At 46.1% G+C, this 15,211-nt stretch carries 16 protein-coding genes and 1 riboswitch; of the genes, 15 read left to right on the forward strand and 1 reads right to left on the reverse strand.

Annotation, left to right across the window (positions count from 1 at the left end):
• Positions 1-42: 42 nt before the first annotated feature.
• Positions 43-1,176 carry an acyltransferase family protein gene (locus tag QZV24_RS02445; RefSeq protein ID WP_294519639.1) on the reverse strand — a complete coding sequence of 378 codons (1,134 nt, stop codon included), beginning with the start codon at positions 1,174-1,176 and terminating at the stop codon, positions 43-45.
• Positions 1,177-1,330: 154 nt separating this feature from the next.
• On the opposite strand from QZV24_RS02445, the gene QZV24_RS02450 reads away from it, so the two are divergent.
• The 15 genes from QZV24_RS02450 to QZV24_RS02520 all read left to right on the forward strand — a co-directional run.
• Positions 1,331-1,585, forward strand: a complete 255-nt coding sequence (locus QZV24_RS02450) for a helix-turn-helix transcriptional regulator (protein ID WP_290656862.1) — start codon at positions 1,331-1,333, stop codon at positions 1,583-1,585.
• Positions 1,586-1,809: 224 nt separating this feature from the next.
• Positions 1,810-2,010 carry a hypothetical protein gene (locus QZV24_RS02455; RefSeq protein WP_290656864.1) on the forward strand — a complete coding sequence of 67 codons (201 nt, stop codon included), beginning with the start codon at positions 1,810-1,812 and terminating at the stop codon, positions 2,008-2,010.
• Positions 2,011-2,133: 123 nt separating this feature from the next.
• Entirely contained in the window at positions 2,134-3,474 is a 1,341-nt protein-coding gene (locus QZV24_RS02460; protein ID WP_294519643.1) for a D-serine ammonia-lyase, read from the forward strand.
• Between the two features lie 83 nt (positions 3,475-3,557).
• Entirely contained in the window at positions 3,558-5,546 is a 1,989-nt protein-coding gene (locus tag QZV24_RS02465) for a proton-conducting transporter membrane subunit (protein WP_294519646.1), read from the forward strand.
• Complete coding sequence (locus QZV24_RS02470; RefSeq protein WP_290656867.1) at positions 5,546-6,430, forward strand: respiratory chain complex I subunit 1 family protein; 885 nt, start codon at positions 5,546-5,548, stop codon at positions 6,428-6,430. Before QZV24_RS02465 ends, QZV24_RS02470 begins: the two co-directional genes overlap by 1 nt.
• 15 nt (positions 6,431-6,445) lie before the next feature.
• Positions 6,446-7,075, forward strand: a complete 630-nt coding sequence (locus tag QZV24_RS02475; protein ID WP_290656868.1) for a hydrogenase — start codon at positions 6,446-6,448, stop codon at positions 7,073-7,075.
• 3 nt (positions 7,076-7,078) lie between these two features.
• Positions 7,079-8,581, forward strand: coding sequence for a proton-conducting transporter membrane subunit (locus QZV24_RS02480; protein WP_294519651.1), 1,503 nt, complete (start codon positions 7,079-7,081; stop codon positions 8,579-8,581).
• Positions 8,581-10,083 carry an NADH-quinone oxidoreductase subunit C gene (locus QZV24_RS02485; RefSeq protein WP_294519654.1) on the forward strand — a complete coding sequence of 501 codons (1,503 nt, stop codon included), beginning with the start codon at positions 8,581-8,583 and terminating at the stop codon, positions 10,081-10,083. Before QZV24_RS02480 ends, QZV24_RS02485 begins: the two co-directional genes overlap by 1 nt.
• Positions 10,084-10,103: 20 nt before the next feature.
• Positions 10,104-10,850, forward strand: a complete 747-nt coding sequence (gene nuoB, locus QZV24_RS02490; protein WP_294519657.1) for an NADH-quinone oxidoreductase subunit NuoB — start codon at positions 10,104-10,106, stop codon at positions 10,848-10,850.
• A gap of 87 nt (positions 10,851-10,937) precedes the next feature.
• A riboswitch (ZMP/ZTP riboswitch) is annotated at positions 10,938-11,022 on the forward strand.
• A gap of 82 nt (positions 11,023-11,104) precedes the next feature.
• Entirely contained in the window at positions 11,105-12,313 is a 1,209-nt protein-coding gene (locus tag QZV24_RS02495) for an OFA family MFS transporter (RefSeq protein ID WP_294519662.1), read from the forward strand.
• 205 nt (positions 12,314-12,518) lie between these two features.
• The gene (locus QZV24_RS02500; RefSeq protein ID WP_294519665.1) at positions 12,519-13,568 is read left to right on the forward strand and encodes a cyclic nucleotide-binding domain-containing protein; all 1,050 of its coding nucleotides are present in this window, start codon (positions 12,519-12,521) and stop codon (positions 13,566-13,568) included.
• A 93-nt stretch (positions 13,569-13,661) separates the two neighbouring features.
• Positions 13,662-13,973 carry a helix-turn-helix transcriptional regulator gene (locus QZV24_RS02505; protein WP_294519668.1) on the forward strand — a complete coding sequence of 104 codons (312 nt, stop codon included), beginning with the start codon at positions 13,662-13,664 and terminating at the stop codon, positions 13,971-13,973.
• Positions 13,974-13,975: 2 nt separating this feature from the next.
• Positions 13,976-14,179 carry a 4Fe-4S binding protein gene (locus tag QZV24_RS02510; protein WP_294519671.1) on the forward strand — a complete coding sequence of 68 codons (204 nt, stop codon included), beginning with the start codon at positions 13,976-13,978 and terminating at the stop codon, positions 14,177-14,179.
• Positions 14,176-14,748 (forward strand): 4Fe-4S binding protein, encoded by a 573-nt coding sequence (locus tag QZV24_RS02515; protein ID WP_294519677.1) that lies wholly within the window; start codon positions 14,176-14,178, stop codon positions 14,746-14,748. Before QZV24_RS02510 ends, QZV24_RS02515 begins: the two co-directional genes overlap by 4 nt.
• 134 nt (positions 14,749-14,882) lie before the next feature.
• A partial coding sequence (locus QZV24_RS02520; protein WP_294519683.1) for an FAD/NAD(P)-binding oxidoreductase occupies positions 14,883-15,211 on the forward strand: 329 nt, incomplete at its 3' end.

A 15,211-nucleotide genomic window follows, 5' to 3' on the forward strand; every position in this document is an offset into this window, starting at 1 on the left:
GCTATTCATTTTTGTTGAATAGCCGATTTTTCATTTATCGATTTATAGCTTTATAATAATATTCTTGGTATACATAAACTCAGCCACAATCAGGCACAGGACCAGCCATAGTACTGTATACAGTAAAGTCGTGGCAAAGGCATTGGTTGCCACAAAAACATAATGATGATAAAGCCATGTGTAAAGTGGTTCGCCGTGACTGGAAATGGTATACATCAGCGCAACACCGATTTCCGTCAGAAGGTAGATAAACAGCGGATTTCGACCAATGGCCTGAAATGGATGGAATAATGACTGAAAGAAACGGCTATCGGAGCGGGCTTCCACAAAGGCCAGCACCATTACATCAATTCCTGTTACAGTAAGGACATAGGGGGCGGTCCACAAAGGCTTGCTGACAATTTCAACATAGCTCCACAAATAACCGGTTATCAAAAGAAACAGGCCGGTGGTAAACAGCTTTTTATGAATTTTATTTTTGGCAAAAATGGAAACCGGATTATTTTTTAAAGTAAGTCCCACAATCATACCTATCAGAGCTGTTGCTGTGGCATTTATGGTCCCCCACAGACCTTCCGGGTCAAAGGGTTGGTTGAGATATGTGTGGGCGGTACCCAAGGTGAGCTGGTCAATATAAATACTGATATTGGCCAATTCGTTGTATGGGTCAGCACCGTTGTATAAATGATAGGCAACAGTGGAAAATATCATTAAGGAAAAGGCTAATGGCCATAATAGTAGCTGGTGTGGCATAATTTTATAAATAATTGTACTGATGAAGTACACCAGGGCCAATCGTTGCAGTACCCCGAAAGGGCGATAGCTGGCAGTAACATCAGCTAAATATTGGGACAGACTGTAGTCCGTATGGGCCAAAACATTTAATAGGCCGGGTAAATGGTTCAGCAGCAGGCCCAACAGAAAAAGTATAATGGAACGGCGTAGCATTTTACCAAACCAGCCTGTGCCAGACAGTCCTTTGGAAAATATCATGGATACCCCCATGGTAAAGACAAAGCTGGGGAAAGCCATATCCAACAAGGTCAGTCCTTCCCAGTCCTTATGCAGCAGCTGGGGCATAGTGTAATTTGTATCCGGGGACAAATTCCCCATAATCATAATGGCAATAGCCAGTCCCCGAAGTATATCAAGGGATACATACCGTGTAGTATTCATCAGCAACACCTTTATTTTTTTAAGTCTTAAAATTTATAACGCATATCATTGTAGGTGAAATGGTAAAAAGTTGTTTGTTTTAGCTATTTACTGTTGGAGAAAAATATAATATACTATAGAAAAGTAGGACGAAGGTCCAAAGAAGGGAGTGAGAATGATGTCGATGGTAAGTGATCGCCTTTTGGAAATTAGACGAGCCACTATGCCAGATGCTCCCCGCGCAGCATTTGCCGATTATATTGGGCTGGGACCAAAGGTGTACAGCCAATATGAAAGTGGTGAGGAGCGGGTACCATTGGCTATTATTTCCGAGATTTCAAGCAAAATTGGTCTCCCGGAGGAAATAGTAGACGGTACTGCACAGTTCGATGATTTTTACAAAAGTATTTGTAAGTTGCTGTTTCAGTAGAAACAAGCCGGCTTATCATCGGTAAAACTCCTTTGGCTTTTCTCGTGGAGGGGAAAAGAAAGGAAAGGTTTTATTAAAATTTTATGTTTATTTCATAATTTTAGTATATTATTGTCTCAAGTTAAAGTGTTTACTAAAATCATTTTATCTTGGGATTTTTATTTTGTCTGTATTGAATGTTTATGTTATTATAGTTAAAAGATATTTGTTTGGGGGTGACCAGATTGCGTATTGAGAAAGATTTCAGAAACAATCACCGTTTGCGGGAGTGGTTGGAAACTATGTCATGGGAGCATGAGACGGAGGAGCAGTTTTACGAATGGTTGGAAAAGTTCTTTGAGGAAGGCAATCGGGTTTCTGTCAAAGGGGCAGCCTGTGATGTACAGGATTGTATTGATTTGTTCGAGTCTGACAAAGATACATAAAGATATGTATTGTTTTCATCAGTTTTATTGAACTTGACAAATTAACAATGTATAATACTAGCGTGGTATTTTGTGCCACGCTATTTGTATGCAATAAAGTATATTGGAAAGGATGTTTATGTCATGGAACTTGATAGCCTTTCATCCCTTGAAAAACGCGAAATATTGTTTAAAGATATTAAAAATGCCATTGAGGTAGAGTGGATAAATACTTTCAAATTACCGAATGACGAGGCCATTATTCGTTCGACTCTTACCATGTCGGATGTTGATTCGGCGGAGGCCCGTTTGCGGCGATTTGCCCCGTTTATTCGGATGGCCTTCCCGGAAACTATTGAGGATAAAGGAATCATTGAATCACCGTTGGTGGAAGTGCCGGATTTGAAAAAAGCCCTTAACAGCTCCAAGCTTGATGCCAATATTCGCGGCAAACTGTATATGAAGCTGGATAATGAGCTGCCGGTGGCCGGTTCAGTGAAGGCCAGAGGTGGTATCTATGAGGTTTTGAAGCATACCGAGGAATTGGCTGTTAAGGGTGGCGTCATTGACAGCTATGAGGATGATTACTGTAAGCTGGCCAGCCCGGCCGGCAAGGCTTTTTTTGCAACGAAAAAGCTGCAGGTGGGTTCCACCGGAAATTTAGGCTTGAGTATCGGTATAAGCGGTGCCGCCATCGGCTATGAAACTATTGTGCATATGTCTTCCGATGCGGCAGAATGGAAAAAAGAGCTGCTGCGCAGCAAAGGCGTGCGGGTAGTGGAATATGGTGGTGATTATACCGAGGCAGTAGCCAATGGTCGGGCGGATTCAGCCAATGACCCGGACAGTTATTTCATTGATGATGAAAACTCCACGGATTTGTTCCTGGGGTATGCAGTGGCGGCCAAGCGTCTGCAGAAGCAGCTGCGGCAACAACATATTACCGTTGACAAGGAGCATCCGTTATTTGTGTATATCCCCTGTGGAGTGGGGGGAGCACCGGGAGGAATAACCTTCGGTCTGCGGCAGTTTTTGGGCAACCATGTTCATTGCTTTTTTGTGGAGCCAACTCAGGCTCCTTGTATGTTACTGGGTATGGTGACCGGTCTGTACAATAATATTTCTGTTCAGGATATCGGTCTTTCGGGCAAGACCTGCGCAGATGGGTTGGCTGTAGGGCGCCCATCGGCTTTTGTGGGGGATTTCATTAAGCCTTTCCTGTCGGGAATAATAACCGTTAAGGACAAGCGTCTGTTTGAGTATATGCGCCTTTTATGGAATTCCGAAAGGATTTTTATTGAGCCAAGCTCATGTGCGGCTATTCACGGACCATATGCCATGACTCATTCCAGTGAGATGGCAGATTATTGCTATGACAATAAGCTGAACCGTAATATGGATAATGCTACCCATATTATTTGGGCAACTGGTGGCAGTTTGGTACCGGAGGATATCCGCCAGGAAATGCTGGCAAAAAGGGTATAATGTTAAAACTTATCCGTCGGCCTGATGGTGCGGATACCTTCCCTAAGGGAAGACTGAATAATACTTGATTTGGAGCTGGAAAAATGGATTTTATGTTAATTTCCCTGCTGATTTATCTCGTGGGAACTGTAACGATTGTTTGGCCAAAACGGACCGAGCTGGCGGCCCATTATTTTGGGATGATTTGCTCAGTAGTGGCCAGCGGATTGGTGGCGTATTCCGCCTTGATGTATCTGCTGTTTCCGTCCGGTAGCTGGCTTGTTGATACATATTGGGGCAGTTATTCACTGCAGGCTGATGCGTGGAGCAGTGCGTTTTTGCTGCTTACCGGTGTGGCCGGGGTAATAATTAGTATTTATGCGATGGATTATGCCCGTGGGTATCTGGGCCACCGTATCAGACTGTTAAGTGGTCTGTGGAATTTATTTCTGCTGTCCATTGTGGCTGTGCTGATTTCCGGTGATGCCTTTACTTTTATTGTGTCTTGGGAAATTATGGCCCTGGTGTCATTTTTGTTGGTAAATCACGAAGCAGGGAAGAAGAAGACGGTCAGTGCGGCGTATCAGTATATGGTAATGACCCATATTGGTACGGCGGCTATTATGGTGGCTTTTTATCTTATCGGCAGCCATTCCCTGAGTTTCTCGTTTGGGGATATGGCCAACAATAATTTAAACGGCTTTATGAAGGATGTGGCCTTTCTCTGTGCTTTCTTGGGCTTTGCCTTAAAATCCGGTCTTATGCCGCTGCATATTTGGCTTCCTAACGCTCATCCGGCAGCGCCAAGCCATGTATCAGCCCTGATGAGTGGTGTTATGCTGAAGGTGGCCCTGTACGGTTTCGGCCGATTTGCCTTCCAGTTTATTGGTATGGATGTGTTCTGGCATGGGCTGATTGTTATGGTAATTGGCTTGATTTCCGCTTTCCTTGGGGTGCTGTATGCCACCATGGAAGTGGATATGAAACGAATTTTGGCATATTCCTCCGTGGAAAATATGGGGATTATTTTTTCGGCCTTTGGCTGTGGAATGGTGCTGTACGCTATGCAGCTTCATTCTATATGCGTTATTGCTTTTACGGCGGCCTTGGTTCACGCGGTGAGCCATAGTCTGATGAAGGGCTTGCTCTTTATGAGTGCCGGTTCGGTAATGCACGCTACAGGCAGCAAGAATATTGAATTGATGGGGGGGCTTATTAAGAAGATGCCTTATACAGCCCTGTTCACCCTGATTGGTTCGATGTCCTTGTCATCTCTGCCGTTTACCAGCGGTCTGGTAGGGGAATGGCTTACTCTGCAAAGCTTTATTACGCTGGCGCAGCAGGCCGGCAATCCGGAGCTTAGATTACTGGTTATCTTTGCCTTCGTTATGCTGGGACTCACCGGCGCCACGGCGCTGGGCTGTTTCGTCAGAATGTATGGTACGGCCTTTTTGGGCAGGGCACGGTCCAATATTGTGGATAAAGCCCACGAAATGCCGGTATTTATGCTGGTAGGGATGGGCCTTGAAGCGGTGCTTATTGTGGCCATTGGTGTAATGCCGGATATTTTGGTAAATATTATGCAGCAGATTTTTTCCGGTTTTGCAGTGGTGTCTATGGGCACGCCGCTGGGCATCATCTGGGGTGGCAGCGGTCACTATGCGATTTATAGCCCGGGAATTATTTTCGCCGTATTTGTTTTAATGGGGTTGTTTATGGTGGCAGCTTTGTATCGGTCAGGTACCTTTGTGAGAAAGGATGTTACCTGGAACTGCGGCACAGTGCCAACCAGCCGTCAGCAATATTCGGCTACCGGCTTTAGCAAACCGTTGCGGCGGGCCTTCGAGGATATTCTCACTCCGAAGCGTCGGCTGACTTATTTGCGCAAGGAGCATGCTTATTTTGGCCGCAAGCTCCGATATGATCTGGAAATTCCTGATCTGTTCAATGATAAGCTGTATAAGCCTATTCAGCAGTTGATGATAAATTATTCCTCCGCTTTCCATAGAGTGCAGGAGGGAAGTGTAAGCATTTATATCGGCTATACTATGATAGCTATGATTGTGGTACTGATTTGGGGGGTATTGTTATAATGGAAACTTTAATGACAAGCCTGGGCCTGAATTTGGTACAGGGCTTATTGCTGCTGGTATTTGCCCCATTGGTGGCGGGGATTATCAATAAGACCAAGGCTTTTTTGCAGAAGAGAAAAGGTGCCAGCATTTTTCAGGAATATTTTGATATCTGTAAATGGTGGAAAAAGGCCACGGTGCTTACCCCATATACCAGTGTTATTTTCGTATTGGCACCAGTGGTGTATTTTATGACCAGCCTGTTTGCGGCTACCATGGTACCGGGCTTTTTGACCGGCCAGTTCAGTGTAGGCGATGCCTTTGTTTTTGTGTATATTTTAGCCTTGGGCCGGTTCTTTATGACCCTTTCCTCCATGGATGCGGCTACTTCCTTTGGTGGTATGGGTGGTTCCCGCGAGGTTTATATTTCTGTATTGGTTGAGCCGGCCATTATGTTGGCTATCCTGATTAACAGTATTCGGTACCATTCAACTACCTTGTCCAGCATGGTGATTGATTATGATGGGGCGTATTTTACTATTTCGGCGGTACTGGCCTGCATTGCCTTTTTCCTGGTTATGCTGGCAGAAAACAGCCGCCTGCCGGTGGATAACCCGGATACCCATCTGGAGCTTACCATGATTCATGAGGGCATGACCCTGGAATATTCCGGTAAGCTGTTATCCCTTATCCATTTGGGCAGTTTTTTGAAAATCATTGTTTTCCTTACTATGTTTGGGGCTCTCTATGTGCCAATCAATATTCCATTGGCGGTAAAGATTTTGCTGGGAGCCATTATCATTGGTATTGTGGAAACCCTTAACAATAAGATGCGCCTGTTTAAGGTGCGGGTATATCTGGGAGCCGCATTAGTGTTGCTTTTGCTGGCTATCATTGCGGAATAGGGAGGTCACCAAATAATGGAATATTTAGTAGTTTTCTTGGTTCTGGTGGTTTTCCTTCAGACCAGAATAACGGACTTGAAACGGGCAGTTATATGTCTGGGCAGCCAGTCCTTTATAATTGCGATTGCCTGCTTTGTGTTGGGATTATCCAACAGTCAGGGCATTCACGCCATCTTGCCGGGAGTTCTTACCCTTATTGTCAAGGTGCTGTTCATTCCGGGGGCAGTTTATCGACTGGTGGGCAAGCTGAAAAATGAGCGGGAAATTCTGTCGGCCAGCAATGTTAATTATTCCACCATGGCTGCGGCCCTGTTTTTGGTTTTGGGCTATGTAATAGTTGAGCGGCTGTTGCCTGGGTCGGCTGGCCGGGATATTATTGCAGCGTCTATTTTGATGATAATGACCGGCCTTTCACTGATGGTGCTACGTAAGAGAGCTATCATTCAGATTGTAGGGCTTATTACTTTGGAAAACGGTATATACCTGCTGGGCCTTTTGATGACGGAGGGCTTGCCACTGGTGGTAGAGCTGGGTGTATTCCTCGATGTGTTGATTGCTGTAGTCGTGCTGGTTATTTTGACATCAAGGATGAGACTTTCCTTTATGACAACTGATACCAGTGTAATGAAAAAACTGAAGGGGTAAAAAATGAATTATTGCATAACAGATTTATTATATTTCATACTTGCCCTGCCAGTGATATTCAGCGGGGTGGCGGCCACCAACTGCTTGGGCAAGGATTTGTTGCATTGGCTGAACAGGCTTGTGGCTACTGCGGTGGCCGGAGCCATTGTGATGCTGACATTGAGCTTTGATCCGGATATGCCGTACATTGGCCGGTACATATATCTGGATGCGCTCAGTATGTGGATGATGATTATTATTGGTACTCTGTATTTTGCCTTCGCCTGGACCAGTAAGGCCTATCTGGATCGGGATACCAATAAGCGATATGGCTATCTGCGCCGGTTTGGTCGGCTGGAGGGGCGTTTTTATGCCCTGTCCCACATCTTTGTGTGGATTATGTTTGTTGTGGTATTGGTAAATAATCTTGGGCTTATGTGGGTGGCCATAGAGGCGACTACACTGGTATCAGCTCTGCTGGTGGCCTTTAAGTTTACCCGTACTTCTCTGGAAGCAACCTGGAAATATGTTATGGTCTGCACTGTGGGTATTTGTCTGGCCCTGCTGGGGACCATTATCGTGTATTATATTCAGCTGAACAATATTGGCACAGCCAATCCGTTGGACTGGTTGTATCTGGCCCAGCACAGCGGGGAAATAAACCCGGCAATGGCCAAGTTTGCCTTTTGCTTCCTTTTTGTGGGCTATGGTACGAAAATCGGTTTGGCACCAATGCATGCCTGGCTGCCGGATGCCCATTCTGAGGCCCCGGCCCTGACCAGCGGCCTGTTATCCGGCTCCCTGTGTATTTGTGCTATCTATGTACTGATACGAAATATAATTATTTTAATGCCGGCTATTGGTATTGACTTTATCAGTGGCCTGTGCCTGTTTTTTGGTATTTTTACCATTGCTGTGGCTGTGCCATTTGTGGTGGTACAGCGGGATATCAAGCGTATGCTGGCTTATTCTTCCATGGAGAATTTTGGTCTGATGGTAGCGGGCTTGGGCCTGTTTGTGCCTGTAGCAGCTCAGGCTATGCTCTTGCATATGTTCAATCATGCCTTAGTTAAGTATTCGCTGTTTTATACGGCCGGGACTATTATGGAGGAATACGGTACCAAAAATATGATGCGTATTCACGGTATGATGGTTCAGGTGCCAAAGACAGCCTGCTTTTTGTTGCTTAGCATTGTGGCTATTTTGGGTATGCCACCATTTGGTGTATTCTTCAGCAAATTTTATATGATATACGGTTTTTTCACTGCTGACCATCCTTGGATGGGAATTATTACGCTGGTACTGCTGGCGGGGATGCTGATTGGTATTCTGTATCACATTCTGCGGATGCTGGGCAGTCAGCCAAAGCGTAAATCCTCCGGTGAGCTGTTTGGCGTAGTGGATTCAGTGGTTATTGCGGCTTTGCTTCTGTTTAGCTGTGTGGCTAGTGCCGGTTTGAGTGAAATTACGGTACTCAATCATTTGCTGGAAAGTGCTGCTAGGATTGTATTGGGAGGTGTAGCATAATGATGACTACTATTATGCCGGAAGCTATCCTGATGGCGGCAGAAAAATATTCGGCTAACGGAGCGCACCCTTTAACGGCCATGTTCGGCCGGGATGAAACAGCATCCGGGGTGGGCTATGTAATATATTGTTATTTTGAATTTCCGGAAACAAAGACAATGGATGGGTTTAAGGTGGTCTTTAACCCAAATGGTTCTTTGGAATATGACAGTATTACCCATATAGTACCGGCGGCAGCCTGGTATGAACGGGAGATAAAGGATATGTTTGGTCTGGTACCGAAGGGACATCCGGACCTTAGACCGTTGGTACTGCATGAAAGTTTTCCGGAGGATTTTTATCCTCTGCGGAAAAATGTACAGGTCAATGCCAAGGTGCGGGGGGACCGGAAGTTTAAGGTTCGTACCGCCAAGGGGGAAGGCCTGTTTGAGGTACCGGTAGGTCCAATTCATGCCGGAATAATTGAGCCGGGTCATTTTCGGTTCAGTCAGGCTGGGGAGGCTATGCTGCAGCTGGATGCCAAGCTGTTCTTTACCCACCGGGGCATTGAAAAGGCTGTGGAAGGGAAGTCACCATATGAGGCTCTGCCAATTGTTGAGCGAATTTGTGGTGCCTGCAGTATTGCCAATACTTGGAGCTTTTGCCAGGCCGTGGAGAAGATTTGCGGGATAAGTGTGCCCAGACGGGCGGAGATTATCCGTACTCTCCTGATGGAGCTGGAGCGCATTGCAAATCATGTGGGTGATTTGGGCAATATCCCGGCTGGTGTAGGCTTTAATCCGGCCATTAGTCTAGGGGGCCGGCTGAAGGAAAAAGTGATGCGTCTTTGTGAGGAAGTAGCCGGCAACCGGTTCCTTCGGGGGATGATTATACCTGGCGGTGTAGCCATGGATGTAGATGAAGCTCTGTCGGAGCGGATACATGAAGTAGTGGATGATGTGGCCGACGGCGTAGAGGATTTGTCCATTATGTTTGCTGAGCAGGAAAATTTCCAAAACCGGGTTCAGACCACAGGAATTATTCGCAGTCAGACCGCCATTGATTTGGCCATGGTAGGGGTGGGAGCCCGGGCCAGTGGCTATGCTCATGACAGTCGCAGTGATTTTGACTATGGCGTGTACAGTGAACTGAATTTTAAGCCTTATACCAAGACTATGGGGGATGTGGCGGCCCGTTTGCTGGTGCGTATAGGTGAGCTGTCAGCTTCCTTTGAAATGGTGGATGCTCTTCTGGATATGCTTAGTGTTTGTGGTGAGACGGAGCTGTCAGTTGAACTAAACTACACCGAAGGGGCTGATTGGGGCATCAGTGAATCCGCCCGGGGCAGTAATTTTCATTATGTAGCATTGGATAAGGACGGTCGTATTGACCGGCTCTTTGTCCGCAGTGCATCCTATCCGAACTGGCCGGCGCTCACGGTGGCGGTCCAGGGGGATATTATTCCGGATTTTCCGTTGATAAATAAGAGCTTTGAGCTGTGCTATGCCTGCATAGACCGATAAAGGAGAGATGAGTAAAAGCTATGTTTAAGGTTTTGGAACGAATTTTTAAAGACAAGCTTGCTACTGAGCAAATCTCTCTGGCAGGCAGTGACCGATATAGAGGCCCAATTGAAGGAACGGCTGAGGCATCGACGCTGGAGCTATGCAGCAATGTTTGCCCGGTAAAGGCATTTGCGGTCAATGGCGATAAATATACTATAGATTATAAAAAATGCATTTTTTGTGGCCGTTGCGTGGAGGCTTGTGCCCAAAAGGCCATTACCGAGGGGCAGAATCCAGGTCTATCCCATAAGCATATTGATGCTATGCCGTATCTTATTGAGGCAGGGCAGGAGGCTTTGCAGGATGTGTTAAAGGAAAAGCTGGGCCGTTCTTTGCATGTGCGGCATTTGGATGCTGGATCCTGCAATGCCTGTGATTTTGAAATGGGAGCAACAGGCAATCCATATTATGACCTGGCCCGTTATGGGGTGCATTTTGTGGCTTCGCCCCGGCATGCTGATTTGCTGATGGTGACCGGAGTGGTGACCCGCAATCTGGAGATGGCGTTAAAAATGAGTTATGAAGCTATGCCGGAGCCACGGCTGGTAATGGCCTGTGGGGCCTGCGCTGCCGGTGGAGAAACCTATGGTGATACCTATGCCATAGTAGGGGCGGCTGATCAGGTTGTTCCGGTAGATCTTTATGTGCCGGGCTGTCCGCCGAGACCATCGGCGATGATAGTGGCCTTGCTGGCGGCGGCTGATATGCTGAAAAAGCGTATATAAAGCATTGAAGGCTATTGGTGAATGGAAATAATCTAAAACTTGACACCGATGTGGTACCCTGTTATACTGATGGTGTTGAAAAGTTTATAGACCGTGCAGGACTGACGGAATAAGGTGGAATTGACCACATGTACTGCAGGGTTGTGATGTGCCGACCGTCTGGGCAGAGAGATTTTGTCCGGGCGGTTTTTTGTTTTGGCAAAGAATGCCGGAGAAAAGCTCTTTTCTGGTTTTTACAGAAAGGATGGTTTATAATGCGTAATCGTTGGTTAATTGCTTTGGCAGCGGTGGGGATTCACATTTCCATTGGCAGCGTGTATGCATGGAGCGTGCTTACCAGGCCAATAATGGAGGAGATGGGGTTTACTCTTTCTGAAACCACCTGGATTTTCTCTATTGCAATTCTTTTTCTTGGTACATCAGCTGGCTTTTTGGGACGGTTTGTGGAAAAACACGGTCCAAGAATCAGCGGGTTATTGTCAATGATGTTTTTTTGTACCGGTATGCTGGGGTCAGCACTGGCCCTTTCCCTGCACAGCTTGCCCTTGCTGTATCTTTTTTATGGAGTTATAGGTGGTATCGGACTTGGTGTGGGGTATATTACCCCGGTTTCTACTTTGGTTAAATATTTTCCAAATCATCGGGGCTTTGCCACTGGTCTGGCTATTATGGGATTTGGCTTTGCCGCGCTCATTGCCGGTCCGGCGATGCAGTGGCTGACTGTTGAATTTGGCCTTGTAAATAATTTCATTATTTTGGGCATAATCTATATGGTTATCATGGGGGCCTCCGCCCTTTATCTTAAGCCACCGGTGGCTGTAAAAAGCGATAAGCAGGCAACTGGACTTTATGCAGGCTATACGGCGGATGAGGCTGTAAAAACCTGGCAGTTTGCTGCATTGTGGTGGGTATTCTTTGTAAATATTACCTGTGGCATTGGCCTGTTGGCCGTGGCTTCCCCTATGGCTCAGCAGGTGGTGGGAATGGATGCGGCCGGTGCGGCGGCTATGGTTGGGATTATTGGTTTGCTGAACGGTGGTGGGCGGATTATCTGGTCCACCATATCCGACTATCTTGGCCGGGGAATTACATATATGTTGTTCTTTTTAATTGAAGTAGCTGCTTTCTGGCTGTTGGCCGGTACCCGTGATATTGTAGTTTTTCAGGCATTGGTATTTTTGATTATCAGTTGCTATGGTGGAGGGTTTTCCTGTATGCCGGCCTACCTGTCCGATATCTTTGGAACCAGGGAATTGAGTGCCATTCATGGACGGGTTTTGACAGCCTGGGGCTTGGCTGGGGTTGTTGGTCCAACCATCGTGTCCGTTTTTTGGGAATATACTCATAGCTATACCAACACAATGATGTTTTTTGCCGGTTGTTTTGTGTTGAATTTTATTATAGCAACAGTGTTAAAACATCATAGTGCAAATGAGTTCAATGTTGTGGCTGAGCCAAAATAATCCGTGCAGTACGCGTGGGCAGATATAATTTCGATCCCCTTTGAGGATACTAAGTGTCTTCAGAGGGGATTTTATAATAATTATGCGGTTTGTCCTATATATATTTACTAGAAAATATAGCGTGATAATGTTAATATATTGATGTGTGATGCATTATATAGTAAAAATGTTCAGAGTGAAATTTGTGAGAAGGAGTCCCAGATAAATGGACATTATATCGACAAGTTCACGACCAAAATATCATGTGGGCAATATTGGCCATACACTTATGGACGAGCTTAGACGGATATATGGCAATAACATTAAAGATATTGTTAATGTGGACGAAGATGAACTGAAGGTCCTCAGCGAAAAGGGGCAACTGTCCCGGGGGGCTGTGCAGGCAATTTTTCGGGTCAGGGGAAAGATTGCTCCGGTGACCTATTTGGGTTACTTGAAGGATGAAGTGATGAGTGATCCATATCTTCGGTCCAATTACTATTTTGGTAGCGGTAAGCTGTGGCGGGTTATCCTAAATTCCAATACTATACAGCCAGTTTTTAAGGCAGCGGAGTCCCTGGCAGGAGATGGCCTGATGGATACCATGCACCGTATTGCGGAAGCAGATCGGCGTCGTCCCTTTGATTTGCGGGCAGGCAAGCTGTTGAGAATATATATTTTTCGCATTACCAATGAAGAATATATTTATCTGATAAGCTGGCCATTGATAATTGATAAACACTGGACACCTCATAATTTGTTTCATCATCCCATGATTGTGAGCAGCCATATGGAGGAGTTCAGTATTGCTGAAACCCGTGATATGGAGGACAATGAGATAGAAAAGAATCTGGTGCTTCTAAGCGAAGTGCCGATGCTGCTTAGCTTGGATAAAGCGGCGCTCAGGTCCTTGCTGGATTCCTGTTGGGTGTCTTCATATCAAAAGGATGATGTCATTTTAAACGAAAACGATAATCAGACCGCTCTGTTGTTGCTGCTGAGTGGTAGTGTAGCCCGATATTGCAAGGGGAATGATGAGTGGATGAAGCCCCTGGATGTGACCTATGATGGACAGCTATTAAATCCTCAGGCGGTACTGGGGGTTCCTTCCTCCTTCTTGTTGGAGGCGTTCGATGAGTGCCAGATTTTAAACATCCCAAGGATGCAGTTCAAGCATTTGCTGCAGAACCATAATGATGTAGGTTGGCAGGTGCTGAAGGCAGTTACCCGGGAATTGGAGCAATATCAAAAGCGTTGGTGCAAGGAGCAGGCATAATAAAGCCTGCTCTTTTTTTTATTTTTGCAGTTCAAATATTGACAAGTATATTTATATATCGTAATATATAAATATACTGATGGAGGTGGAAAAATGGTTATAGATTTGAAAAATATGGAAGAAAAGGCCGAACTGTTAAAGGTTATCGCTCATCCGATAAGGTTATGCATTGTGCGGGGGCTGTGGAAAAACGGTGGCTGTAATGTAACACATATGCAATGCTGTCTGGATGTACCTCAGTCTACTGTTTCCCAGCATTTGGGCAAGCTGCGTCAGGCCGGAGTTATTGAGGGGGAACGCAATGGCCTGGAAATAACCTATAAGCTGAAGGATGAACGGGTAAAGTCTATTTTGGCTTGCCTGTTTGGTGAGGAAGAATTGGAAAACAATCAGGAGGAAAAATAAGTATGGGAAAATTATCGCCTCGTCATGCGGTGGTTAATCGGGATATATGTGTAGCGTGTGGTACCTGTGTGGATGTGTGTCCGATGGGGGCTATGCAGATAGTACAGGGAAGCTACGCCTGCCCTGTTGAGGAAAAATGTGTGGGTTGCGGGATGTGTGCCAAGGAGTGTCCGGCTACAGCCATCAAGGTGGAGGTGCGGGAATGAAACAGCAGCGTCATTGGTACCATTATCTGTGGATATGGTCGGTTATATACTTTTCTCTGGGCTTTGTAAACATTCTCTTTGCTTGGCTGGGGCTTATCAGTTTTTGTCTGCCATTGATTTTTGCCATTGGAGGTGGCAATAAGCTGTTTTGCAACCGGTATTGTGACCGGGGCCAGTTCCTCAGGGTTATGGGTAGTCAGGTGGGATTGTCCCGCCGGCGAGACATGCCGGAGTGGATGAAGGGGAAAATTTTCCGTTATGGTTTTATGGCTTTTTTCTTTGCTATGTTCTTTAATATTATCTACACATCATATTTGGTTGGCAGTGAAATACAGTCTTTGCAGGATGTGGTAACACTGCTTTGGAGTTTTCAGTTGCCGTGGAACTGGACCTATTCGGCCGGGGTTAGCCCGTGGGTGGCTCAGTTTGCCTTTGGCCTATACAGTCTGATGCTGACTTCGGAAGTTATCGCCATAGCAGCTATGCTGGTTTATAAGCCGCGGTCCTGGTGTGTATTCTGTCCAATGGGGACCTTAACCCAGACGATTTGTAAGGCCAAGCTGAGGTAGTAGAAATTAAGAATTAGGAATTAGGAATTTCTCCTTGGCTCCCTTGGGGGAGCTGGCATCTATAGATGACTGAAGGGGTAGTAATAGGAATGAGTAATTATGAATCAACCAAGTTTTTAGAAGGGACGAAGCATATGAAGAAATATTTGATTGTCGGTGGGGTGGCTGGCGGAGCTACAGCAGCGGCCCGGTTGCGCCGCTTGGACGAAACGGCCCGGATAATTCTTTTTGAGCGGGGGGAGGATATTTCCTTTGCAAATTGTGGCCTGCCATATTATGTGGGGGGGACAATTGAAGAGCGGGATGACCTGCTGGTGATGAATCCCCGTAGCTTCAATAATCTGTTCAATGTTGAGGTGCGCAATCACAGTGAGGTTATTGCCGTTGCACCGGACCGCAAGATGGTCACTGTGCGAAGTACTGAAGGGGAATATGAGGAAGAATACGATGCCTTGCTGTTGGC

This window comes from uncultured Anaerovibrio sp. (assembly GCA_902786545.1).
In the GTDB taxonomy this organism is placed as follows: Bacteria; Bacillota; Negativicutes; order Selenomonadales; family Selenomonadaceae; genus Anaerovibrio.

Bases quoted from the DNA above. Each gene is read 5' to 3' on its own strand.
- QZV24_RS02445 (WP_294519639.1), bottom strand. From the start codon at position 1,176: ATGAATACTACACGGTATGTATCCCTTGATATACTTCGGGGACTGGCT.
- QZV24_RS02450 (WP_290656862.1), top strand. From the start codon at position 1,331: ATGATGTCGATGGTAAGTGATCGCCTTTTGGAAATTAGACGAGCCACT.
- QZV24_RS02460 (WP_294519643.1), top strand. From the start codon at position 2,134: ATGGAACTTGATAGCCTTTCATCCCTTGAAAAACGCGAAATATTGTTT.
- QZV24_RS02465 (WP_294519646.1), top strand. From the start codon at position 3,558: ATGGATTTTATGTTAATTTCCCTGCTGATTTATCTCGTGGGAACTGTA.
- QZV24_RS02470 (WP_290656867.1), top strand. From the start codon at position 5,546: ATGGAAACTTTAATGACAAGCCTGGGCCTGAATTTGGTACAGGGCTTA.
- QZV24_RS02475 (WP_290656868.1), top strand. From the start codon at position 6,446: ATGGAATATTTAGTAGTTTTCTTGGTTCTGGTGGTTTTCCTTCAGACC.
- QZV24_RS02480 (WP_294519651.1), top strand. From the start codon at position 7,079: ATGAATTATTGCATAACAGATTTATTATATTTCATACTTGCCCTGCCA.
- QZV24_RS02485 (WP_294519654.1), top strand. From the start codon at position 8,581: ATGATGACTACTATTATGCCGGAAGCTATCCTGATGGCGGCAGAAAAA.
- nuoB (WP_294519657.1), top strand. From the start codon at position 10,104: ATGTTTAAGGTTTTGGAACGAATTTTTAAAGACAAGCTTGCTACTGAG.
- QZV24_RS02495 (WP_294519662.1), top strand. From the start codon at position 11,105: ATGCGTAATCGTTGGTTAATTGCTTTGGCAGCGGTGGGGATTCACATT.
- QZV24_RS02500 (WP_294519665.1), top strand. From the start codon at position 12,519: ATGGACATTATATCGACAAGTTCACGACCAAAATATCATGTGGGCAAT.
- QZV24_RS02505 (WP_294519668.1), top strand. From the start codon at position 13,662: ATGGTTATAGATTTGAAAAATATGGAAGAAAAGGCCGAACTGTTAAAG.
- QZV24_RS02510 (WP_294519671.1), top strand. From the start codon at position 13,976: ATGGGAAAATTATCGCCTCGTCATGCGGTGGTTAATCGGGATATATGT.
- QZV24_RS02515 (WP_294519677.1), top strand. From the start codon at position 14,176: ATGAAACAGCAGCGTCATTGGTACCATTATCTGTGGATATGGTCGGTT.